This window comes from Microcoleus sp. B9-D4, assembly GCF_036705105.1.
Taxonomy (GTDB): Bacteria; Cyanobacteriota; Cyanobacteriia; order Cyanobacteriales; family Microcoleaceae; genus Microcoleus.
In genome coordinates this window covers 37,661-61,561 of record NZ_JAUBTS010000004.1, presented here as the reverse complement: position 1 = coordinate 61,561, position 23,901 = coordinate 37,661, and the positions used below count along the sequence as shown (strand labels likewise).

The window sequence follows — 23,901 nt, the reverse complement described above, 5'->3', positions numbered from 1 at the left end:
ATTTGAGGACTTACGCAATCATCCCAGGTATGGGGGCAACCGGGCGTGGGGAGAGCCCCTACAAAACACTATATATTCAGGCTATGCGTAAGTCCTATATTTCTCGGCTTAAGTAAAGGACGAGCGCGCCTGATTCGGCTGAGTACCCGCGTGACTAATTCAGGCTCTAGTACCGGCTTGGTAATAAAATCATCGGCTCCCGCTGCAAAGGCTTGTTGCAGAGATTCTGGCTCGGTATGGGCTGTCACCACCAAAATCGGTAAATTTTCCCATTGGATATCTTGTCGGACGACTTGACACAATTCTAAGCCGCTGACGATCGGCATTTCTAGATCCAGCACTATTAAATCGGGTTCTGTGCTAATTAACACATCCCAAAATTGCTGTGGTTCTTTGAGGGTTGTCACCTCAATTCCCCAAGGAGTCAGTAACGCTGATAATGTAACCAGGATCACAGGGTCATCATCTACGATTAAGACTTTGGCTTCAGAAGTTTTGGGACTGGGTAAAACACGGGAAATTGCTCGAAAAATTTGCTCGGTGGTTGCAGGTTTGTGGAGAAATTGCTTAGCACCTAAGCGCGATACAGCCAAGCGATCGGCAAGACTATCTCGTCCGGTAAAGACAATTATAGGCAGGTTAGGCGAGCGCTCGGTCAGTTCTGGCAGTAGCGTCAATCCATCTTCCTCTGTCTCTGCAAAACTTAAATCTAGTAACATCACATCGGGCATTGACAGAGCAAGATGCGATCGGGCCGCAGTAATATTCGGCGCAATTTTCATCCGAAATCCCCAAGCTTCGGATTCTACTTTCAATCGCTCCGTTAATGCAGGATCATCATCAACTACCAAAACCCGATAGTTAAAAATTGAAATATTAGAAACTGGTACAGCCGTTGATGTAATCGGTGTTTTGGCAAATTCCTGCTGTAATCCTGTCACCAATTCCGAGAATCGAGTAATTTCCTCAGCAGTCAAAGAGCGATCGTTTATGAGCAAATGCTCTGCAGAGCGTGCCAATTTCGAGCCTTCGGGATAACCAAAATATCCCAGAGAGCCTGCCAATTTATGAGCTTCATGTTTTGCCACTTGCTGTAATTCTGTTTCTAAATTTCCTGCTAATAGAGCAGTTTTTGCCTGATCCAATACAGCAATTTGTTGGTTGAAGCCTCCCCGAAACCGCTCTAACACTTTGTCGCTCTCAGACTTATCTATCCCGCGAGATTGATTTTTTTCGGTACTCTTTGTGACCAACTTGTTGAAGTTACAGGGCCCAGATTGGGGGTACGGTTTCAGTCGATAGCCCATGCCATAAACTGTTTCAATGATTTCTTCAGTTAAGCCGCCTGCCTTCAGTTTCTTTCTGACATCCTTAATATGAGTGATAATGGCCCGATCGGTTGGTGCGTCATCAAATCCCCACAGACGATCCAAAATAGCATTGCGACTAAAGATGCGATCGGGATTTCGCAGCAATAATTCCAGCAGATTATATTCAGTCGGTGTCAATGAAATTATTTGTTCGCAAAATGTCACTCTACCAGACTCTAAATCTAAACAAAGATCTCCCCAAGTCAATGTATTAGCCGCTGAATTCTGAGTAGAACCTCCTGGGGAAAGTGCTTTACTGCGTCGCAATAAAGTTCGTATCCTGGCCAGTAATACTTCCGTAGCAAAAGGCTTGCTGATGTAATCATCGGCTCCCGCATCGAAAAGAGCCACCACCTCCGCATCTGAATCCTTTGCCGTCATTAACAGGATCGGTTTGTGGTAGCCTTGCGATCGCAATTGCCGACATAGACTAATTCCATCTAGTTTAGGAACCTGCACGTCTAACAAAATCAGGTCATACTCAATTGCTGCTGCCAAATCTAGGCCCACTTGTCCATCATTTGCCCGATCGAACCCGTAATGATTTGCTTCCAACACATTTGCCAGTGTTGCACTCAGCCCTCCATCGTCCTCTACGAGCAGAATTTTTATCGGAGACTTCTTCATTTTGGCTGTGCGGTTCAATTCCCATGCGATCGACGCGCTTTAATGTCAGGCCGAAGCGTGGCTTTTCACTAAATAACTGCTACTTATTACTACTCCTTTTATCTTACCATTTTTGCAGTCCCATCACCTAAAAATTGCTGTCACTTCCGCAGTTTATACCAATTTAATGTGAAGTTGCACATATCTCGATCCCCCTAAATCCCCCTGATTGTTGGGGAGTAGGGGTTGACTTTGAGAAGAATCTTGTCCACCCCCTACTCCCCCTTTGTAGGGGCGGGCACGGGGGCACCGCCCCTACAAAGGGGGGATCGAGATATGTGCAGCCTCATACAAAATTGGTATTAGATAAAACCGATCGCCCCTTCCTTCATCTGCGTCCATCCGCGTTTATCCGCCTGCATCTGCGGTTCAAAAAAAGCGTGAAGCGAAGCTATCCCGTAGGGAATCGCCCTCACAAAGAGCGATCGCCCTCCCAAACAAATTATCTTTCATCCTCCGACTTTACAGCAGGAGGACGCCCAGAAATCACAATAAATCCCACAGACTCAAGAGTCATGTGCGGGCGGCGAATACCAGCTAAAACCGCTTGACTCAACAAACTTTCCGTATTGATTTCATCAGCTAAAACCGATTCTAAAAGTTGTTCGGACTTAGAAAGTCGATTCAAGCGCAATTGCAATTGATTCACCCGGTTTTCGAGTTGGATTGCAGCAGTGACAGCAAAACTATTGCACATTTCCACAAAAGCCGATCGCCCGCGCAGCAACTCCTCAGATACCACCCGTCCCTTTTGACAAAAATCATCCCATTCTAGCGGATCGACAAAACTGTCAATCAACGACGTGCGATTTTTTGACAAATTATAATCCCGATTCGGCCCGCCTTTTCCCTTATAATCACGCTGCAAAATAGCCAGAATTTCCGCATCTTCCACCAGAGACATCGGCTCGCTGCGAGCATCTACAAACACAGTTTCAAAAATAGGGAGAAACAGAGCATCAGCGCGGCGCTGCAAAGCTTTAAAGTTGTAATTTTCGATGTTTTGTGCTTGCAAAACTTGCTCAGCCGGCTGCACATCAGTCTGGATTGAATAATTAAACTGAAAGCCGAACCACTCCTTCCCAGGCTCCGCATCCCAACTTTCATCATGCCGCCACATGGCAAAAGCTTGACCGCGATCGTCCCAGCGAATATAAGAGCCAAGTGCATCGATCAATCCCTCACCAATGCGGTAAAGAGCGACATCCGCATTCTGATAAGCAATACGGCGATTGTAACTACCATATTGCTGGCAATAAGGAATCAATCTGGTTCTCAAATCGTTCGAGGGAATCAAAGTTTTTTGAGTAGGTTGATAGCGCAGCAACCCCGATACACTCGGATGTTCGATTTGTTTGAAGTGAAGAGCTTGGCACAACCAACCTTCAGTAGCCCGCTGCATTTCTTTATGCTTAGCATCGCAGTTATCGAGAGATTCAAAATACTGAGAGGCGCTGTCATCAAGAGTATCAATTTCATCGAGAACGTACTGTTCGTCAATTTTGATTTTCTCTTGTTCGATTTCAGTTTTAATCGCTTCAATTTCGCTGGATAAGCCCTTGCCTCCCTCAGCAAACAACTTTTCTTCCAGTTTGAGAATTTTTTCCTCAGCATAAAACTGAAGGCTGGCAATAGATTTGTTGAAGATATCAAACCCATCTTTTAAAACTTGAAACCAAGCTTCGTGGGGACTCTCCGGCAAATCCGGGCCTGGAAACAAACAAAATTGCACTCCCATTTTGCTGCCAATGCGATCAACTCTGCCGAGTCTTTGTTCTAACTGATGGGGAAACCACGGCAAATCGAAGTGAACTAACCAATCTGTCAATTGCAGATTTACCCCTGCTTCAGCCGATCGATCGCACACTAAGATAAAACAATGGGGTTCAGTCTTAAACCGCTTGAGACTAGCCTCAACATCATCAGCCGATTTGCTCGTGTCATGGCTGGCGATCGCATTTTTACCAAAGATTTTCGCTAAATTTTCCGCAATCTCTTTACAAGTTGCAGTAAAACTGGTAAAAATTACAATTTTCGGGAAACGCTCGCCCGGAATCGGTCGTTTAATTTGCTGTTGAATTCTCGACAGTAAATCGCGAGGTTTGCTGTGATACTCGCGCGGAACCTTCAAAGCAACTGCGAGAAATCGGAGAATGGCGATTCGTAACAAACTCAGTCGATCGAGCCCTTCCTGGGGCTTTTCCAGGGTATTGAGCAAGGTTTCCAGCATTTCCCTTTCTTCGGGAAACAGCTCCGTTTTGGTCAAAATTGCCGTGTCATTTTGTCCAAATTCGCGATCGAGTTCTGGAGTCGATTTTTTCTGCAAACGAGCTTTGACAACCCGTTCTAAAACATTCAGCCAAGTACCAGAAGCGCGGAAAAACAGCAGAAAAATTCTCTGATATTCGCTCGACTTGGGAGCGACTGTGCGCCATTTATCGAGTACGGTTTGAATTTCCGACCACTGTTCATCATTCAGATCATACTCGGTTTTGGGGACAGCATCTCGATCGAAAATCACATCTTCAACCGCATCCCGGCGGTTGCGAAGGATGCGACGATGCAGGCGGTAGGTATCTCTAACGTGAGTACGAATAGCTTGGACAAGGCGAGCCTGTTCTGCGGTTTCTTTAGTTTTCAAACAACTTTCTAACTCAGTTGCTAATCCGATTAAATAATCATCTTTGGCAAAAATAGTGCGAAGTAGAGCGAGTTTTGTTTGCAAAACTGCAGGCTTAGCATTTTCTCTAAAATCCAGCAAAGCGCGGCCGATTTCTTGACGGTTTTGCACCTGTTCTTTGAAGCTTTCCAGGTCATCAAGACGGTAAGTTGTGGGATCTAGCAAGTGCAGCATCGTTAGAAAATCTTGCTCGTGGCCGAGAACTGGCGTTGCAGATAATAACAATACATTTTTGCTTTTCTGAGCTAGTTTCTGACAAAGTTCAAAGGACTGCTGCTGAGCGCGATCGCTCGAATTTGCCATTGCCGCCACATCATGCGCTTCATCAACAATCAGAAAATCTAGGTTAGCGTTGCGGCTAATTTGATTGATGTCGCTAACAGCCACAAGCTGCACTCGGTCAGCAAAATGAGACAAATAGAATTTATTTTCCAACTCCTGCCGCCACTGTTCGAGCAAATATTTCGGAACCAGAACCACAGCGCGTCCGTTCGGTTCATCTAGCAGGAATTGGCGGAGAATTGTCCCGGCTTCTACTGTTTTTCCGAGTCCTGGTTCGTCTGCCAATAAATAGCGCACGATTGGGTCTTCTAGGACGCGCCGGACGACTTCCACTTGGTGCGGATAGAGGTCTATGTTAGCAGAAATTAAACCCGTCATGCCGCGGCTGACGGCCCGCTGTTCGATCGCAGATTGAACAAATGCCAATCGGCGATCGTGAAAATACGGCGTTTCTTGGCCTTTGACTGCTAAAATGTCGATCGGATCGGCGATCGGAATATTGCAGCGAACGTAAAGTTCGCTTTCAACAGCTTGCAAACTTTGGCTGTCGGGCAAGTCAATTTCGTACTCTAATTTATCTTCATCCCAGTCATAAACTCGCCCAATTATCCATCTTTCCTGAGTGGTACTCCAGAGGTAGCAGCGGGTTTGGCGCTGAAGTCTGGCTTCTTGCAGCAAACCCAAGGGTACAGTTTTGCGGAGGCGGTTTTTTACTGAGCAAAAATATTCAACTACCGCCTCAGTACGCGATATCTCGACAACTTTTCCGACTCCCAAATCGTTTCTGGGCGATCGAACTAACGAACCAACATCAATCATAATTACAACCTGACAATACTTACTAGATTACAATCAATCCTTTCCAGTTAAAATTTTTAGCAAAATGCGATTTTTGCCTGCGTCATTTTTCTAGTCAAATGACAGTCAATCTTGTATTCTCAAAAAAATAAGTTTAGCATGGTAACTAACATTTTGCACCATTCTCAAGAACGGGATCTCCGGCCCGTTCCACAAAAGATAAATTTTCTTAAAGATAAATTTTCTTGTGGAACAGGCCGAAAAGCCTGTTCCTAAAAGGCTAATTGAGAATGGTTCAACATATAAGTTAAAACTAACATTTTGCACCATTCTCAAGAACGGGATCTCCGGCCCGTTCCACAAAAGATAAATTTTCTTGTGGAACAGGCAGAAAAGCCTGTTCCTAAAAGGCTAATTGAGAATGGTGCAACCTATGAGTTAAAACTAAAATTTTACACCATTCTCAAGAACGGGATCTCCGGCCCGTTCCACAAAAGATAAATTTTCTTGTGGAACAGGCCGAAAAGCCTGTTCCTAAAAGGCTAATTGAGAATGGTGCAACCTATGAGTTAAAACTAACATTTTGCACCATTCTCAAGAACGGGCTCTTCGGCCCGTTCCACAAAAGATAAATTTTCTTGTGGAACAGGCCGAAAAGCCTGTTCCTAAAAGGCTACCATTTTCTGTCCCAAGAAAACGTAGTGAAACAATCTCAAACCCTTGATTCAACGCCATTGAGTGCGTAAGTCCTGAATAACTAATTACGAGGAAGGAAAAATAACGCCTAGATTACCGGATTCCCATTTCGGATATTTCTGCATCACACTACTATAAATTTCCGAGTCTGTGAACCCTGCTAACCAAGCTTGTAGGGGAGGCCAAGGCTGTTGGTTGAACCAAGTTTGATCTGTATGAGCGAATTGACGAACAAAAGGTGCGATCGCCATATCAGCCAATGCTACATTGTTACCAAACAAATATTTAGTGGCGCTTAACTGTGCATTGAGTTTTTCCAGGAATAAAGAACCTTCATACCGATGTACTTGGGCATCAACATCGGGATAACGATCCGGGTACTTATAACGGTCAAGATGATATTTAAATCTATCATCAAATAGAGCGATTAGTTCCAGCATTTCTGTAACAGAACCTTGCTGTGGCATCAACCATTTTTCAGGATCATGTTGTCTCAATGCCCACAACATGATATCGATACTTTGATCGAGTACACGCCCGTCAACATCAATCAATATTGGTACTGTACCTTTGGGAGATACCTCCAACATCTCTTGTGGTTTGTCTCGCAAAACAACTTCCCGTAACTCACACACCCGATTGCTAACCATCAAGGCCAAGCGCGCGCGCATAGCATAGGGACAGCGGCGAAAAGAATACAAAATCGGGTATGTTGCTGACATATTATATCAATTCCGGTTGCACCGGAATTATTGTTGACTGTTGACTGTTGACGGTTGACGGTTGACGGTTGACGGTTGACGGTTGACTGTTGACGGTTGACTGTTGAGTGTTGACTGTTGGTCAAAGAAATGAAAATTGCGCGAATTATTTGTTGACCGCAGGATTAGACTTTACGCCCGACGATGAAGCGCGGATTTGATATCATTCCAGCCTGCGCCGGAATTGATATAATTAGTCGATCGCACGATCGGGTTTTTCGGGTCAGAAACCCGGTTTCTTTCGATATTTCTCGTCGCCAAACAAGATTTTTCCTAGAAACCGGGTTTCTTTGAACTTAGTGAATAATAATATTAGTCGATCGCACCATCTACTTTTTCCTTCCCATCGTAGCGCGCGCCTATATGTACTTGGTTGCGACGCTTAGCAAGCTCAATCTGACGTTGACGTTCAGATAAAGCTTGTTTTTTGGTTTCAGTTTTTGAGTCATGACAATGAGGACAACTCACACCAAGTACAAATAATTCAGAAGCCTTATCTTCCTGACTAATCGGGTGACGACAACCGCGACAAAGTTCATAGTTACCCGGCTTTAAGTCCTGACCAACAGAAACCCGTTCATCAAACACAAAACATTCACCTTCCCAACGACTTTCGGCTTCCGGCACCGTTTCCAAATATTTTAAAATTCCCCCTTCGAGATGATAGACTTCCTCAAAACCTTGAGTACGCAAAAAAGCAGTAGATTTCTCGCAGCGAATACCACCGGTGCAAAACATTGCCACCTTGGGTTTATTGCGTAAAGCAGTTTCCCGCAGCACCCATTCAGGTAACTCAGAAAAGCTTTTTGTTTTTGGATTAATAGCGCCTTCAAAAGTACCCAGAGATACCTCGAAGTCGTTACGCACATCAACCACGACAACATCGGGATCGTCAAGCAGCTTATTCCACTCCTCCGGCTTAACATATTTGCCAGCCATGAGGCGGGGATTAATGTCTGGTACTCCCATCGTGACTATTTCGCGCTTCAAGCGTATTTTCAGGCGGTAAAAAGGTGCTTTTTCCGAGAAAGATTCCTTGTGCACGAGATCCGCAAAACGCGGGTCACTACGCAAGAATGCCAGCACTGCGTGTACGCCCTCGGACGAGCCAGCAATCGTGCCATTAATGCCTTCTTGGGCCAGCAAGATAGTGCCTTTGACGTTGTTGTTGTTGCAACAATCGAGTAGCGGTGCTTTCAGCTCAGCAAAATCCGGTAGTTCAACGAACTTATATAAAGCAGCGGTTAAGAAATAAGCCATAGATTGAAGGGATAGCACTAATTAATTTTCATACTTCTATGAAAATTCAGTTAAAGCGGACGGTGGGACTCGAACCCACGACGTTCAGCATGGGAAGCTGACATTCTACCACTGAATTACGCCCGCGCTTAGTGTTTTTTACTTGCTTTCACCTTCTTTCACTTTGGAGGCCGATCAGTAAAAAACGACTAGAAAAACATTGTACAACTATTTTCGGATTTTGAGTATAGCATTTTGACAATCAATTTTGGGCGACAGCCGATCGCCCCTCCACCGCACAAAAAAAGTCCTGCACCAAAGGCAGGACTTAATGTTTGACAAGAAGCGGTTTCAACCGCCGATCGATCGAGGGGAATCGAACTTTGCCGTTAGACGAAGCGCAAAGAGGTGCTGTCAATAGCCAGGAAAGAAACTGATTGGACGATCGCAATCAATTCATCCGAGCCCGAAGTCTTCTTGAAAATAGCGGTTCCAGCAGGCAATCCTTCGGGTGAAGCACCTAACACGTAAGTGCTAGGAGCACCTTGAAGTTGGAGGATATCTTCACTCGGGTTGAAACCGACAATCAAAGCGTAGTCGCCTGCGCCAGTGCCGGTATCGTTGCCATCGTTGTAATAGAACTTGGTGGCATCTCCCAGCAAGAAAGTATCATTGCCTTCAGCACCAATCAGCGTATCGATTTCGCCTCGCCCTGGGTTAGCAGCAGTGCCGTCAACGCCACTCAGAATGTCGTTGCCTTCTTTGCCGTAGAGGAAATCGTTGCCAGTACCGCCCAGCAAAGCATCATTATCTTTACCGCCGTACAGGGAGTCATTACCAGCGTCGCCGGCTAACGTATTGTTGCCTAGATCGCCGCTGATGGCATCGTTACCGTCGCCGCCATACAAGAAGTCGTCACCTTTTCCTCCTAACTCAATATCGTTACCGCCACCTCCAATCACGGTGTCATTGCCGTCGTTGCCAAATAGGAGATCGTTGCCGTCGTCGCCAAATAAGGCATCGTCTCCTTTGCCTCCGAAGAATGTGTTGTTTTCGCTATTGCCGATTAAGGTGTCGTTGCCTTTGTTGCCGTAGACGGGACTGTTAGCGTCGATCGCAATAATCACGTCATTGCTGTTGCTGCCGATGTTCCCTGACGCTGAGCCTGTCGCTGCGGGCGCGCTTGTGACTGTGAGTGCGATCGGAAGTGCGATCGTCTGAGCCGGCGAGGGAGTGAAAACGGGTGTGGGTGTTGTAGCCGGTGTGGGCGTCGTAACCGGTGTGGGTATCGGTGTGGGTGGCAGCGGTGGGAGTGCAACCGGTGTTGGCGCGGTGGGTGTCGGCGCCGTGGGTGTTGGCGCGGTGGGTGTCGGCGCCGTGGGTGTTGGCGCTGTGGGTGTTGGCACTGTGGGTGTCGGCGCGGTGGGTGAGTCTGGTAAATTAGCAGCCAGAATGTCGCTACCAGAGAGGTTGTTGATGGTTTCGATCAAACCAGCGCCTGCAACCGTCGGCGATGCACCGAAAAAGTCTAGAATCACCAAGTCATCCGCAGCCTTGGCGATTCCGTCTCTGTTGATATCAACTACCAGACTCGTACCTTGCCGCCCTAAGCCCAGAGTTCCCGCTGCCAAGGACAGAGAAATATTGGTTGAGGTACTAAAACCGATTAGCACATTATCGATGCCATCGGTATCCTGAATCTGACTCGACTGGCCGATCAGATAGCGATCGCTACCTGCACCACCTCGCAGCACGTTGGAATTCCCATATTGGGCATCGAGCCTATCATCGCCAGCACCGCCATCTAAGGTGCTATTGGCGCTGCCAAAGGAGGTTGTGAGAGAGTCATTGCCATCGCCACCAAAGAGCAGGCTGTTGCCGCTGCCGGAGAGGTTGTCATTGCCCGCGCCCCCATCCAAAGTTGAAGAAGAACCGGAGCCTTGCAGCGTGTCTTCTCCATCGCCACCGGCCAGACTATCAATACCGCCGAAACCTCCATTCAGAAAGTCATTGCCTGCACCGCCATCTTGGGTGTCATTGCCACCAAGGCCAAGGAGGCTGTCATTACCCGCACCCCCACTGAGGCTGTTGTTTCCTGCATCGCCAACGAGGGTGTCATTGCCTTCTAAGCCAACGAGGGTGTCATTGCCTTCTAAGCCTGAGATGTTGTCATCACCGGCAGTGCCTGTGAGGTTATCATCGCCGGGAGTACCTGTGGTTACATTGAGTCCTGGTGCCGCCGTAGCCTCAGTGAGATTAGCAGCCAGAATGTCGCTACCAGAAAGGTTGTTGATGGTTTCGATCAAACCAGCGCCTGCAACCGTCGGCGATGCACCGAAAAAGTCTAGAATCACCAAGTCATCCGCAGCCTTGGCGATTCCGTCTCTGTTGATATCAACTACCAGACTCGTACCTTGCCGCCCTAAGCCCAGAGTTCCCGCTGCCAAGGACAGAGAAATATTGGTTGAGGTACTAAAACCGATTAGCACATTATCGATGCCATCGGTATCCTGAATCTGACTCGACTGGCCGATCAGATAGCGATCGCTACCTGCACCACCTCGCAGCACGTTGGAATTCCCATATTGGGCATCGAGCCTATCATCGCCAGCACCGCCATCTAAGGTGCTATTGGCGCTGCCAAAGGAGGTTGTGAGAGAGTCATTGCCATCGCCACCAAAGAGCAGGCTGTTGCCGCTGCCGGAGAGGTTGTCATTGCCAGCACCGCCATCTAAGGTGTTATTGGAGCCAGAACCACTCAGAGAGTCATTGCCCTCTGCCCCAAAAAGGCTGTCGTTGCCTAACCCGCCATTGAGAGTGTCATCTAAGGATGTACCCAGAAATATTGCCATGTTTTTTTCTTGCTTAGTGTAAACAGGCGAACGCTAATTTTACTTAGCTACTACGCCCTACTTATCTATCAGTGCTTTTTCCCAAAAATTATGCGGATTTTCCAAAATTTTTTTTAGGCAAAATTTGTTTTATTTGGGACAAAAGATGCTATTTATGATAGCATTTTATTACAAAAATCACAATATTATTTTGGTCAGCGTATATACGCAAGTATATATCACTTGAATAGACTAATTAACCACCAGTAAGTTTTTTTAATCATAAGGAAGGTAATAAATGTTATTAAATAGCGGAACCAATTCTCCTGTGATCATTATTACAGGAATGCACCGATCAGGAACTTCTCTGACTGCTGCCTTCCTACAGAAAATAGGCCTTGACTTGGGAAACAATCTCCTGAAAGGCAACTATTGGAATCCCCCAGGTTACTTTGAAGATAGTGATTTTGTAGAATTTCAGCGAACCATTCTGCAAACTTGCTCTCCGTCTGACGAAACAGGTTTTCCCGATTGGGGTTGGACAGAAACCGAACAGCTAGACGCCCAAAAACTTAACATTAATATAGAGCCTGCGAAGCAATTAGTCAAATCTCGAGCCAGCCACTCAGAACTTTGGGGTTGGAAAGATCCGCGCACCAGTTTAATGTTAGATTTCTGGAATCAAATCATCCCGAATGCTCGCTATCTATTTGTCTACCGCTATCCTTGGGATGTCACTGATTCAATCTTGCGGTTGAACATCCCATTTTTCTCACAAAACCCCGAATATTGCTTAAAGATATGGAAATTTTATAATCGCCACATCTTAGAATTCTATAAAAGGCATTACAATCAATGCCTACTCGTAAATTTGAATAGCTTGCTAACATCTCCCGGCAAAGTGTTAGAGTTATTAAAATTCAAGCTCAATCTGCCTCTGAAATCTCCCTACAACCAAGAACCAGATATCAAAAATACTTTTATGTCAGTTTATAACCCTCAACTTCTGAGCAGCTTGCACCTCAACCATCCCCTAATTCAAGTTCTCAATCTAACATCGGGCGGATGTTTTCAAATCCTAAATCAGCTAGATTTAGTAGCCGACTTGCCGAGTCCATTTTCCAGCTTATCCTTGCCGCGAAATGGCGGAACCCTAGAGCGTTTATCCCTCCGACTGCATCAGGAAACTATCAAAGTTCAGCTCAACCCAGAGTCGCCTCAATTTCTCACTTGGCTGTCCGGTTGTATCGATCGCTATCATAGCACATCCCATGAATCTGCCTTAACAGATTTGCGTCAAGCCCGCCATAAACTAGCAGCATTTTGGCTGTCAGCCCCACCAGATAAACTGCAAAACAGCTATTCTAGCCTTGCGGGAAAAGCCCAGAAAATGCTATTAGCTAGTGGCATGATAGACGAACCTCTGACTGATGTCGAACAGCGGGAAGTTGAGGAGTTATCTCAATATGTTGCTAAAGGATTTGAAGCCCCAGAAGCTATCCAATATTTGCTAGCAGCGATGCTGTATCGGCGGGCTGATCAGTTGCCGTTGCAGTATGGCAGAACTGCGGTTCCCCAGTGGTTTTTTAACGATTTGCTGGAGTTTATGCTTTACTTCCCCAGTTATTTTCAAGAAGTGGGAGAAGTCGAGAAGTATTGCAGCTATATGCAGCAATTAGTAGATTTAGTTCACAGTCGCGTTTTCAGCAATCCTGACTCCAAAATTTGGCAAAATGTTGCTTTAATATTTGCAGATACCGTTAACTTTGTCCCTCTCTATTTTAGCACAAATAACTTGAAAAATGTCTATACCAAGCGATCGGATATTCTAGAATTCATCCTAAAAACTAGGGGACATCAGATTGACTTCAGCTTTGACAAACGCCCCACTAACAGAGGCAAAATTCGCCTCGGCATTCTCAAAGCAAGTTTCGCGCCAATTTCAGAAACTTTTACGACTATCCCAGCTTTTGAGCATTTAGACAGAGAGAAATTTGAGATTATTTTATATGTCCTCAACGCGAGCGATCGCCCTTTGGATATATACTGTCAAAGTCGGGCAGACAAACTGGTGAAGTTGCCGCAGGAACTTAGCACTCAAGTCGAGATAATTCGCGCCGATGACCTGGATATTTTGTTTGTAGGGTCGATCGTCACCAATGCCGCTCAAAACATCATTTTACTAGCTTTGCACCGACTAGCGCGGTTACAGACCACCTATTTTGCATCTCCCGTCACTACAGGCATCCGCAATATCGATTACTACATTTCCGGCACTTTGACGGAACCTTTGCAAGCAGCGCAAGCACAATATCGCGAACGGTTAGTAATGTTAGATGGGACAGGATTTTGCTTTAATTATAGCATCCAAAAAGCCGAAGCAAGTATTAAATTTGAGAGACAAAACTTGGGAATTTCCGAGACAGCAGTTGTATTTATCTCCGGCGCTAATACATTCAAGATTATTCCCGAACTCAGGGAAACTTGGGCAAAGATTATCGCAGCGGTGCCCAATTCTGTCCTAGTTTTATATCCCTTCGGCAATACCTGGTCGGGTGATTACGTCAAACAGCCGTTTATTAATAAAATGTCTGCTATCTTTGATAAATATGGTATCGATCGCACTCGTTTAATTTTATTAAATACCCTGGCGAATCGCGAAGATGTGAAAGCAGTGTTACAACTGGCTGATGTCTATCTCGACTCCTATCCCTACGCGGGTGCAAATTCGACGGTTGATCCGTTAGAAGTTGGATTGCCTACTGTGGTGAGAGAGGGCAATAATTTGCGTTCCCGACAAGGGGCGGCCATCCTGCGAGACATCCAGTTGTTTGATTTAATTGCTGACAGCGAACAGTCTTATATTAACTTGAGTGTCGCACTCGGAATTAATGCCCAATTACGAAAGCAAAAGCGCGATGAAATCCAATACAAAATGCAGCAGCAACCGAGGTTTCTGGATAGTCGCGCTTATTCGGCAGCTTTGGGTTCGGTATTTGAAAAAATGCTAATAGTGAATCGGCTTTAGAACTCAGCCCTTTTTTGAAAAAAACAAATAAAGTCCGCTTCCCTACCCTACCCTTCGGGTCTTTTGAAAGTAATCCTATTAAAATAGGATCGAAATGTTTTTTTTGGGGTCAGACTTCATAGTCCGATCGCAGAATCTGCAAAATTAACTGATTCTCCACTCTTAACAGTACAATTTAGTATAATTTTTAACGATTTCCCGTTTAAATCTTGTCCCCCGCTAGGAAAGGGGGAACTCCAAAATAAGGATTTTAAAATCGCTTGAGCGCACAGACAGAGATTGCGTAGAGATTATATCGGCAGGTAGATGACTCATTATTCATTCGGATATGTATATATATATAAATATATAAATGCAAAATAACTATAATACGCCGCCAGGAAGCTATCTGGTAAAAAAAATGAGTCAGAATAAGTATTCCAAGAAATCTCAACCTAAAGCTGGCATCAAAGCTGATAGAAAGCAGCAAAATAATCAAAACGACTTATTTCCTGTAGTCGGAATAGGAGCATCTGCAGGTGGATTGGAAGCATTTATGCAATTACTGAGCCATTTGCCGATCGATACCGGCATGGCGTTTGTAATCATTCAGCATATGTTGGCGCATCAGGAAAGTGTGTTGAGTGTGATTCTGGCTCGATCGACCCTGATGCCCGTGCATGAGGTGACAGATGGGATGCTCATAGCACCGAATCAAGTCTACGTTATCCCCCCGAATGTCAGCATAACCATCGATCGATCAGTGCTGAAGCTAACGCCTCGCGGCAGAGGACGCGGGGTATTTATGTCCGTCGATATTTTTCTGTTGTCCCTCGCCGAAGAACGGGGGAACAAAGCCATCGGCGTCATTTTGTCCGGGGGCGACGGCGATGGTGCCCAAGGGTTAATAGCGATTAAGGCCGCGGGCGGTATTACTTTTGCCCAATGTCAAGAATCGGCACAAGTTAGCAGTATGCCGAATACTGCGGCGGCTACGGGTCAGGTAGACTTTATCTTGACACCGGCAAAAATTGCCCAGCAAATAGCAGAGATCAGCGGTCATCCCTACATGAGCGATCGGCTTTTAACAGAATTGACCAGCAGCGAAGATGCGATCGAAAGTGAAGGTGCGATCGAAAGTAAAGATGCGATCGAAAGTAAAGATGCGATCGACAGTGCAGATCCGCTCGCCATTATCTACAGTTTGCTGCGGGCGGCTACAGGAGTTGACTTTACTCACTACAAGCAAACCACCTTGAAGCGGCGGATACATCGGCGGATGTTACTCTACAAGCTCGAACGCATTGAAAATTATGCCGAATATCTCCAAAACACCCCAACAGAAGTAACGGCGCTGTATCACGATCTCTTAATTCATGTCACCAGCTTTTTCCGCGATCCCGAAACCTTTGATGCCTTAAACAGCAATGTTTTTCCCGCAATTGTCAAAGATAAATCGCCGAAAACACCGATCCGAATTTGGATTGCCGGCTGTTCCACGGGTGAAGAAGCTTACTCGATCGCCATTTGCTTGCTAGAGTTTTTAGCAGCTCGATCTACTAACCGGCCAATTCAGATTTATGCCACAGACATCAGCGAAAGTGCGATCGCGATCGCCCGCACTGGCTTTTATACCCACGCCCAAGTCGCCAATATTTCAGCCGAACGCCTCCATCGGTTCTTTGTCGAAGTCGAGGGCGGATACCAAATCGCTAAGCCCGTGCGGGAACTCTGCGTCTTTGCTAGACAAAACCTGATCGCCGATCCGCCATTTTCCCAGATGGATTTGATTACCTGTCGGAACGTGCTGATCTATCTGGGCCCCCAGTTGCAGAAAAAACTGCTGCCAATGTTCCACTATGGGCTTCGGCCCGCGGGCTTTTTGCTGTTAGGCACTTCGGAAACGGTGGGTGAGTTTTCAGAATTCTTTGCGGTATTCGACAAACAGAATAAAATTTATACTAAAAAACAGTTGTCGCATTGGCTCAGCATAGATTTAAATGCTAGCAACTATCCTCTGATACCCCCCAACCCTCCACCCCAGCAGACGGAAAGATTGGACGAAATCGAAATGGAAAAAGAGGCCGATCGCATTGTTTTGAATTACTATGCCCCTGTCGGGGTCGTGATTAACACAGCCAGCGAGATTCTGCAATTTCGAGGACAGACGAATGCCTACCTAGAACCGGCTCCCGGTAAAGCGAGCTTTAGCCTGCTGAGAATGGTAAAACAAGGATTGCGCGGGGAACTGCGAACTGCAATTCAAGAAGCCTCACAGCAGAAGCAGCCGATCGCACGGGCAGGCTTGCAAGTGAAAGAGGGCCAGATCATCCGCCAGGTCAGAATTAATGTGATTCCATTCCAAGCCGGCGCTGTGGCAAAAAACTATTTTTTAGTGTTGTTTCAAGACGAGTGCCCGATATCTGCAATGCCTGCTGCTGCTGCTGACTATGCGAGAGTCTATTCCGATCCTTCACAGGGTGAAAGTCTGGAGATTGCAAGGCTGCTACAGGAACTGAAAACCACAAAAGAACATCTTGGAGCGCTCGTCCAAGAACATCAAGCCGCTAATCAAGATTTGAGAGCCGCCAACGAAGAGATTTTGTCAAGCAACGAAGAGTTGCAAAGCATGAATGAGGAACTCGAAACGGCGAAAGAAGAGATTCAGGCAACCAATGAAGAACTCAATACGATTAATGACGAATTGCAGCGGCGCAATCTTGAATCTACTCTAGTGAGCAACGATTTAGAGAATCTGCTGGCCAGCATCAATATTCCGATCCTGATGCTGGGAAGCGACCTGGGAATCCGCCGATTTACTCCCGCAATCGAAGGTATCTTCAGCTTGATTTCTACCGATGTCGGGCGGTCTTTGAGCGACATTACTCACAAGTTGATGGTACCGGACTTACAGCAACTGATTTTAGAGGTGATCCGCACGCTCAATTTGAAAGTTCAGGAGGTTCAAGATCGAGACGGTCGTTGGTACGATCTGCACATTCGAGCCTACCGGACGCTCGACCACAAGATTGATGGGGCTGTGCTGATGTTGGTGGATATCAACGAGCTAAAAGTGAGCGCCCAGCATTTGATGGAAGCGAAAAATTACGCCGAAACGATCGTGGATACCGTGGTGCAACCGTTGCTAGTGTTAGATCTCAACCTGCGGGCGCTCACTGCCAATCGTTCTTTCTACGAGACGTTTCAGGTGATTCCGAGCGAAACTGAGCACCGCTCATTGTTCGATCTGGGTAATGGACAGTGGAATATTCCCAAGTTGCGATCGCTCCTAAAAGAAATTCTGGCAGGAAATGCCGGGTTTAAAGATTTTGAGGTCGAGCATGACTTTGAGCAGATCGGGCATAAAATAATGCTGCTCAATGGCCGCAAAATGCCTCCGACTGGCGATACACAGATGATTCTGCTGGCGATCGAGGATATCACGGAGCAAAAACAGTTGGAGACAGAACGCAGCCTTCGGATTCAAGAACAATCGGCTCGTGCGGCTGCTGAGGAGGCCAACCGCATCAAAGATGAGTTTCTGTCCGTCCTCTCTCACGAACTGCGGACGCCGCTCAATGCGATGATTGGCTGGGCACAGTTGCTGCGCGTGAAAAAATTTGACGAGGCTAAAACCCAGGAGGCCCTAAAAACGATCGAGCGCGCCGCCAAAGCACAAAACCAGCTCATTGATGACATCTTAGACGTTTCGCGGATTACCACAGGCAAATTTCGGCTCAATGCTTCTGACATAGAGATCAATCCACTGGTTGAAAATGCGATCGCGGTAATTCGTTTCGCCGCAGAAGCCAAAAATATTCTAATTGAATCCAGGCTAAGTCCTTTAAAACCAAAGATTTTGGCCGATCCAAGTCGCTTACAACAAGTGGTGTGGAATCTACTTTCAAACGCGATTAAATTCACCCCAGCCGGAGGAAGAATTGACATCGCATTAGACTACATAGATGGCATGGCTCAAATCGAAATTAGCGATACTGGTAAAGGCATTCAGCCTGATTTTCTCCCCTATGTGTTCGATCGCTTCCGTCAGGCGGATAGTAGCTTCTCTCGCAGAGACTCAGGATTAGGGCTAGGACTCTCGATCGTCCGTCATTTAGTAGAACTCCACGGCGGTACAGTTAGTGCAACAAGTGCGGGTGAGGGACAAGGCGCAACCTTTACCGTGAGGTTGCCGCTACGAACAGATATCTCATGATTGTTGACTGTTGACTGTTGATTGTTGACTGTTGACTGTTGACTGTTGACTGTTGACTGTTGATTGTTGACTGTTGACTGTTGACTGTTGACTGTTGATTGTTGACTGTTGATTGTTGACTGTTGACTGTTGATTGTGAGTCAAAAAACTGAAAATTGCGCTATATTTGTTGGCAGTTTGATTCGACTTTATCAGGACGATAAGCGCGGATTTGATATCATTCCGGCGCCACCGGAATTAATATTATTTCTAATCTTAAGCTGTTGTGCATTTAAATTGAATGTAAAAAAATAATCTAAGTCTTGTGGGGAGTAGGGGTTGGGTGTCTCGCCCGCCCTGAATATGCAATTTAGGCGTTGCTGATTTACGGTATGAAACGTTAAATATGCCCCTCATAGAAACCAGTATCCACAAAGCTTTTGGATTTTAAAGTTATTTTTTTCATACCCTGATTAAGCAACGCCGCAATTTAAATGCGTGACAGCTTATCTCCTGATATGATATCGTTTGCGGTTGCATCACAATAATAAAATCGAGTCAACAATCAACAGTCAACAGTCAACAGTCAACAGTCAACAATCAACAGTCAACAGTCAACCGTCAACAATAATAAGGAGTGCAACCGGAAGCGATATAACTATTTAGCAACCTTAACCTCAGCACCATCCTTAAGAAAACCAGCCCCAGTAACAACCACCCGATCGCCCGCCTTCAAACCCTTTTTAACCACCACCTTAGCAGCAGTCAAATCGCCCACAGCACCCCCAGAAATTTCCCCGATTTCCACCGGTTGAGCCTGCACCTTGTCCTGGCCGACAAGTTTATAAACCATAGAACTGCCGTCAGGTTGGGGTAAAATAGCTTTAGCGGGGACTTTCAAACCTTGAGCCGTTGCCGTCGCAATGGATGCGCGCAAGAACATTCCCGATCGCAAAAACTCGCTTGCCGGCAAATCAATCTTCACCGTAGCTTGCCGATTTTGCGGGTCAACTACCGGCGAAATCTCTCGCACAGTTCCTGACAACTTAATCCGCTTGTCAGAATCCGAAGTAATTTGCACTGCTGTTCCCGGCCGCACTTGCGAAACCTGAGTTTCCGGCACTTTCAATTGCAGTTCCAGCTTGTTTCCCCGAATAATCGAAAAGAGTTTTTGACTTCCCGAAGAAACATCCCCAACTCGACCAATTCTTTCAGCCACAGTGCCACTATCCGGCGCTCGAACAATAGTTTGTTCTAGTTGAGTTTGTAACTGTTTGACTTGTGCATCATTGCTGCGGACACTTGCTGCGTTATTTCCGACATTTGCTCTGGCACTGCTGACACTCGCTCCGGCCGTATTCACTTTAGCACGAGCGCTGGCGAGGGCCGCTCTAGCCGTACTGATATTAGCTTCCGCAGTAGCTACTTTAGCAATAGAAGATTGCACTTCTTCCGCTGCTTTATTCTGTTCTTGCAAAGCTGTATTCAAGTCAGCTTTAGCTTTGTTCAAATCTTGAACAGCAGTCTGCCGTTCCGTCTTTCGTCTTTCCAAATCTTGCTGACTAATTACTCCCTGAGCAGCCAAATCTTGGGTGCGATTTACTTCTCTTTGAGCTTGATCTAATTTAGCCTGAGCGGAGGCAATGCCGGCTTTAGCTTGAGTGACACCGGCTTTAGCTTGTTCCACACCGGCTCTTGCCTGCCCGACGCCTGTTTTGGCTTGCGCTGCGTCAGCGATGGCTTTTTCAACGCCGGCTTGGGCTTGAGCCACGCCGGCTTGGGCTTCTTGTTGGGCTGACTGAGCTTGCTGTACCTGAGCTTCGGCTTGTTCTACGGTAGAATTAGCGGATTGTACTCCCGCAAGCGCTTCGGCAATTTGCGATCGTAGTACCGAATCGTCCAAAACCGCCATCGTCTGACCTTTTTCTACCGCATCGCCTTCATTCACCAACACCTGCTTAATTTGCAAACCGTTGGCCTGTGGCAGCACTGGCAGCAAGTCATAGGCAGCCACGGTGCCCGTCGCTTCCAGAGTTTCACCCACCTGGGCAGATTCCACAGGCGCGACTGTTACCGTCGGAGCCGTCGCCTGCTGAGTTGCCGAGGGAATTGGAGCTGCAGGAGGCGAACTCTGATTTCCCCCAGTCAATTTTACTGCTAGCAACGTTGCAGCCACGCCAACCCCTGCGCCCGCCAACAAGGCAGGCCACCTGATTTCTTTGCCGGGCCCAACTTCAGTTGCTTCTGGTTCCCAAACTTGTTCCCCCTCGATTTCTGGAACTTCCAGCGCCACTTCTCGTTCATCATCCTCACCGGAGAATTGCCAGCGAGAGTTGTCTGAGACTTCACTTTCAGTTACAGCCACTGCTGAGTTCCTGTCGCGCCCGCTCTCCACGGGGGGAAGGGGTGGCTTTTCTTCCGCTTCTGAAAAAACTTGATTGGTCACGGTAATTCCTCTCGCCGCTATTAGCCTTTGGTTTTTTTATTGTAAAGAAAGATTACGGTTTTTATATTTGATTCATTTTAGCCGATAGCGTCAGCAATCCCGCGTCCCCCTTTTGGGTGAGTGCGGCGCCATTTCACCTTACAATGGCGAATCGATCGAAGTTTGTGCGATCGACATTTAATTTGATCTGCGTGCGGGGCATACTGAATATTAGCGCGATGGTCGATCGTGGGGTCGATCGGGCTGGCATTGTCTCTCCCCAAGTGGCTTGGCCGTCACCTATCTATGAATGCTGAGAAAAGTCAGTCTAATATTGAACTGAATTATAGCGGTTCTCAGGAAAGTAAGGTACTCTTCCTGTTTGGCCAATGCCCTGTTTGGCCAAGAACACCTCATGTTACTGAGAAAGGCTATATTCCTAATCTATACTATCATGTGTTTACTGTATAATACGCCACATATGCTGAAAAAATTGTGCCACTTTATTTAAAAAAAATCAAAATGAATAGTCTTTTTTCTCCCCTCCAACAGTTTCTAATTACTTGGCTGCTAGTGCTAGTGACGGGATGGTTTACCCTGACTGCTGTCAGTTATGTTGGGGAACTGGTCAGCATTTTAGTAACAGCGGGACTCATTGCATTTTTATTAAATTATGCAGTAAAAAGACTAGAAGTATTTTTGCCGCGGGGAGTAGCTGCAGGGCTGGTTTATTTAACTGCGGGTGTGATAGTAGTAGTAATCGGTTTGACTATTGTGCCGCCCGTGTTCAACCAAGCGAGCCAGTTGGGGGTGAGGTTGCCGGAATTGCTGGAGTCGGGGCGACTGCAGCTAGGTGAATTTCAAGCCTGGAGTGCGGAGCGCAATTTACCGTTTGACGTGCAAATATTGGAGCAGCAACTGTCAGCTAGAGTGCAAGGACAAGTCCAGGCGATCGCCGGTACGGGTGTAGGCTTAGTTGTAGGTACTGTTAACTGGTTTTTGGACTTAATTTTTATTGTGGTGATTTCCTTTTATATGCTCCTCGACGGGCAAAGAGTGTGGCAGGGTTTGACCAGCATTTTTTCCCCAGAAATTCGCTATGTTTTAACAGAGACTTTGCAACGAAACCTCCAGCGCTTTGTATCGGGACAGTTATTGCTGGGATTATTTATGGCCATCTCGCTAACTTTGGCTTTTTGGTGGCTGCGAGTTCCGTTTTTTCTGTTGTTTGCCGTGTTTATAGGATTGACGGAAATAATTCCGTTTATTGGAGCAACTTTGGGAATTGGCACTGTTAGTATAATTGTAGCGTTTATTGATTGGTGGCTGGCGCTGCAAGTGTTGGTAGTCGCGATCGGTCTCCAGCAAATCAAGGATAATTTAGTAGCTCCCCGAATTATGGGCAATCTCACCGGATTAAGCCCGGTAGTTATTTTCACAGCTTTGCTGTTAGGAGGTAGAGTAGGAGGATTGTTGGGAGTTATCCTGGCAATTCCGCTCACGGGAGTAGTAAAAAGTATAGTAGAAATTGTACTCAATCCCAAATTGCCACCCCAAACAGGCTCGTTTTTCTACAATCCTTTTAGCGGCGAGGAATTAGGGAAAATACCCGAAGATGAAACTAGAATAATCTTGGTCGCAGATGAACAAAAATAGCAGGTACACACTGTGCATTTTACTTGCGTAAGTCCTGTAATTAGTCAACAGTCAACAGTCAACCGTCAACAATTCCCAATTTCAAAACTTATGAAATGGTGGCAAAATCTTAGAAAAAATCCTCTAGCTCGGTTGGGAGCCGTGCTACTGTTAATTTTTTATACAGTCGCACTTTTTGCCGAATTTGTGGCCCCTTACGACCCCTACGACTCTCAATTAAACGGTTCATTATTGCCGCCGACTCAGATTTATTTAAGCACCCAAGACGGGCGCTTTATCGGGCCACACGTTTATCCGACTACTCAGGGCCCAGTGGATGCAAATACCGGCGCTCGTGAGGTAATTGTAGACTGGCAAAAACCATCTGCGGTCGGTTTTTTTGTCAAAAGTTCCCCCTATAAATTTTTAGGAATTTTGCCATTAGAAAGGCATCTTTTTGGCACTACAGGAGAAGGTAAAATTAACATTTTAGGAACGGACGAACAAGCGCGCGATCAATTCAGCCGCTTAGTACACGGCAGCAGAATTAGCCTCTGCATCGGTTTAGTTGGCATAGCAATTTCTTTCCCATTGGGATTGTTAATCGGAGGCATATCGGGTTATTTCGGCAGTTGGATTGATAGTATTTTAATGCGTTTCGCCGAAGTATTGATGACGATTCCTGGTCTTTATTTATTAGTAGCGCTAGCAGCAGTGTTGCCGCCGGGATTGACAAGTGCTCAGCGATTTATATTGATTGTGCTGATTACTTCATTTATCAGTTGGGCGGGTTTGGCGCGGGTAATTCGCGGTCAGGTACTGTCAATCAAACAACGAGAATTCGTGCAAGCGGCGCGGGCAATGGGCGCCAATCCAATTTACATTATTGTCCGCCACGTGTTGCCGCAAACTGCAACTTACGTAATTATTTCTGCCACTTTGGCGGTTCCGGGTTTTATTGTGGCGGAGTCGGTTTTGAGTTTAATTGGCTTGGGAATTCAACAGCCAGATCCTTCTTGGGGGAATTTACTATCCCTGTCTACTAATGCTTCAATTTTAGTGTTGCAGCCTTGGTTGGTTTGGCCTCCGGCGATACTGATTATTTTGACTGTTTTGGCGTTTAATTTATTGGGGGATGGGTTGCGGGATGCTCTCGATCCGAGAAGCATTCAAAGGTAATTGGTAAGTGGGAATCGGTAATGGGGAATTCAAATATTTGTAGGGGCGGGTTCACCCAAATTTATATCATCAATTCCCCGAACTAAAAAACCCGCCCCCACCCATCGCAGATACTCAAAAACTTGTTCCACAATCAG

Annotated in this window: 13 protein-coding genes and 1 tRNA gene; 5 read left to right on the top strand and 9 right to left on the bottom strand. The window is 46.3% G+C overall.

Annotated features, from left to right (window positions below):
- Positions 1 to 68 precede the first annotated feature (68 nt).
- The 7 genes from QUB24_RS03500 to QUB24_RS03470 form a co-directional block, all read right to left on the bottom strand.
- A complete protein-coding gene (locus QUB24_RS03500) occupies positions 69 to 1,997 on the bottom strand; it encodes a response regulator (protein ID WP_333150687.1) in 1,929 nt (642 codons plus the stop codon).
- 481 nt (positions 1,998 to 2,478) lie between these two features.
- Complete coding sequence (dpdE, locus tag QUB24_RS03495; RefSeq protein ID WP_333150685.1) at positions 2,479 to 5,817, bottom strand: protein DpdE; 3,339 nt, start codon at positions 5,815 to 5,817, stop codon at positions 2,479 to 2,481.
- A gap of 740 nt (positions 5,818 to 6,557) precedes the next feature.
- Positions 6,558 to 7,214: a glutathione S-transferase gene (locus QUB24_RS03490; RefSeq protein WP_333150683.1), complete on the bottom strand. Its 657-nt coding sequence runs from the start codon at positions 7,212 to 7,214 to the stop codon at positions 6,558 to 6,560.
- Positions 7,215 to 7,385: 171 nt separating this feature from the next.
- Entirely contained in the window at positions 7,386 to 7,514 is a 129-nt protein-coding gene (locus QUB24_RS03485; RefSeq protein WP_333150680.1) for a hypothetical protein, read from the bottom strand.
- A 51-nt stretch (positions 7,515 to 7,565) separates the two neighbouring features.
- The gene (gene trhO, locus QUB24_RS03480) at positions 7,566 to 8,513 is read right to left on the bottom strand and encodes an oxygen-dependent tRNA uridine(34) hydroxylase TrhO (RefSeq protein WP_333150678.1); all 948 of its coding nucleotides are present in this window, start codon (positions 8,511 to 8,513) and stop codon (positions 7,566 to 7,568) included.
- 54 nt (positions 8,514 to 8,567) lie between these two features.
- Positions 8,568 to 8,639 (bottom strand) — tRNA-Gly (locus QUB24_RS03475).
- A 242-nt stretch (positions 8,640 to 8,881) separates the two neighbouring features.
- Positions 8,882 to 11,344 carry a calcium-binding protein gene (locus QUB24_RS03470; protein ID WP_333150676.1) on the bottom strand — a complete coding sequence of 821 codons (2,463 nt, stop codon included), beginning with the start codon at positions 11,342 to 11,344 and terminating at the stop codon, positions 8,882 to 8,884.
- 277 nt (positions 11,345 to 11,621) lie between these two features.
- Here QUB24_RS03470 and QUB24_RS03465 point away from each other — a divergent pair, with 277 nt between their 5' ends.
- Positions 11,622 to 14,351, top strand: coding sequence for an O-linked N-acetylglucosamine transferase family protein (locus tag QUB24_RS03465; protein ID WP_333150674.1), 2,730 nt, complete (start codon positions 11,622 to 11,624; stop codon positions 14,349 to 14,351).
- A 400-nt stretch (positions 14,352 to 14,751) separates the two neighbouring features.
- Positions 14,752 to 18,546, top strand: a complete 3,795-nt coding sequence (locus QUB24_RS03460) for a CheR family methyltransferase (protein ID WP_333150671.1) — start codon at positions 14,752 to 14,754, stop codon at positions 18,544 to 18,546.
- Here the strand turns inward: QUB24_RS03460 and QUB24_RS03455 are convergent.
- The gene (locus QUB24_RS03455; RefSeq protein WP_333150669.1) at positions 18,541 to 18,690 is read right to left on the bottom strand and encodes a hypothetical protein; all 150 of its coding nucleotides are present in this window, start codon (positions 18,688 to 18,690) and stop codon (positions 18,541 to 18,543) included. The two genes, QUB24_RS03460 and QUB24_RS03455, sit on opposite strands and share 6 nt — an antisense overlap.
- Before the next feature lie 493 nt (positions 18,691 to 19,183).
- Complete coding sequence (locus QUB24_RS03450; RefSeq protein WP_333150667.1) at positions 19,184 to 20,971, bottom strand: efflux RND transporter periplasmic adaptor subunit; 1,788 nt, start codon at positions 20,969 to 20,971, stop codon at positions 19,184 to 19,186.
- A gap of 143 nt (positions 20,972 to 21,114) precedes the next feature.
- On the opposite strand from QUB24_RS03450, the gene QUB24_RS03445 reads away from it, so the two are divergent.
- From QUB24_RS03445 to QUB24_RS03435, 3 genes are all read left to right on the top strand, one after another.
- The gene (locus QUB24_RS03445) at positions 21,115 to 21,267 is read left to right on the top strand and encodes a hypothetical protein (RefSeq protein ID WP_333150665.1); all 153 of its coding nucleotides are present in this window, start codon (positions 21,115 to 21,117) and stop codon (positions 21,265 to 21,267) included.
- 205 nt (positions 21,268 to 21,472) lie between these two features.
- The gene (locus tag QUB24_RS03440) at positions 21,473 to 22,606 is read left to right on the top strand and encodes an AI-2E family transporter (RefSeq protein ID WP_333150663.1); all 1,134 of its coding nucleotides are present in this window, start codon (positions 21,473 to 21,475) and stop codon (positions 22,604 to 22,606) included.
- Positions 22,607 to 22,696: 90 nt separating this feature from the next.
- Positions 22,697 to 23,764, top strand: coding sequence for an ABC transporter permease (locus QUB24_RS03435; RefSeq protein ID WP_333150661.1), 1,068 nt, complete (start codon positions 22,697 to 22,699; stop codon positions 23,762 to 23,764).
- Positions 23,765 to 23,901: the final 137 nt, after the last annotated feature.

Bases quoted from the DNA above. Each gene is read 5' to 3' on its own strand.
- QUB24_RS03500 (WP_333150687.1), bottom strand. From the start codon at position 1,997: ATGAAGAAGTCTCCGATAAAAATTCTGCTCGTAGAGGACGATGGAGGG.
- dpdE (WP_333150685.1), bottom strand. From the start codon at position 5,817: ATGATTGATGTTGGTTCGTTAGTTCGATCGCCCAGAAACGATTTGGGA.
- QUB24_RS03490 (WP_333150683.1), bottom strand. From the start codon at position 7,214: ATGTCAGCAACATACCCGATTTTGTATTCTTTTCGCCGCTGTCCCTAT.
- trhO (WP_333150678.1), bottom strand. From the start codon at position 8,513: ATGGCTTATTTCTTAACCGCTGCTTTATATAAGTTCGTTGAACTACCG.
- QUB24_RS03470 (WP_333150676.1), bottom strand. From the start codon at position 11,344: ATGGCAATATTTCTGGGTACATCCTTAGATGACACTCTCAATGGCGGG.
- QUB24_RS03465 (WP_333150674.1), top strand. From the start codon at position 11,622: ATGTTATTAAATAGCGGAACCAATTCTCCTGTGATCATTATTACAGGA.
- QUB24_RS03460 (WP_333150671.1), top strand. From the start codon at position 14,752: ATGAGTCAGAATAAGTATTCCAAGAAATCTCAACCTAAAGCTGGCATC.
- QUB24_RS03445 (WP_333150665.1), top strand. From the start codon at position 21,115: ATGGCGAATCGATCGAAGTTTGTGCGATCGACATTTAATTTGATCTGC.
- QUB24_RS03440 (WP_333150663.1), top strand. From the start codon at position 21,473: ATGAATAGTCTTTTTTCTCCCCTCCAACAGTTTCTAATTACTTGGCTG.
- QUB24_RS03435 (WP_333150661.1), top strand. From the start codon at position 22,697: ATGAAATGGTGGCAAAATCTTAGAAAAAATCCTCTAGCTCGGTTGGGA.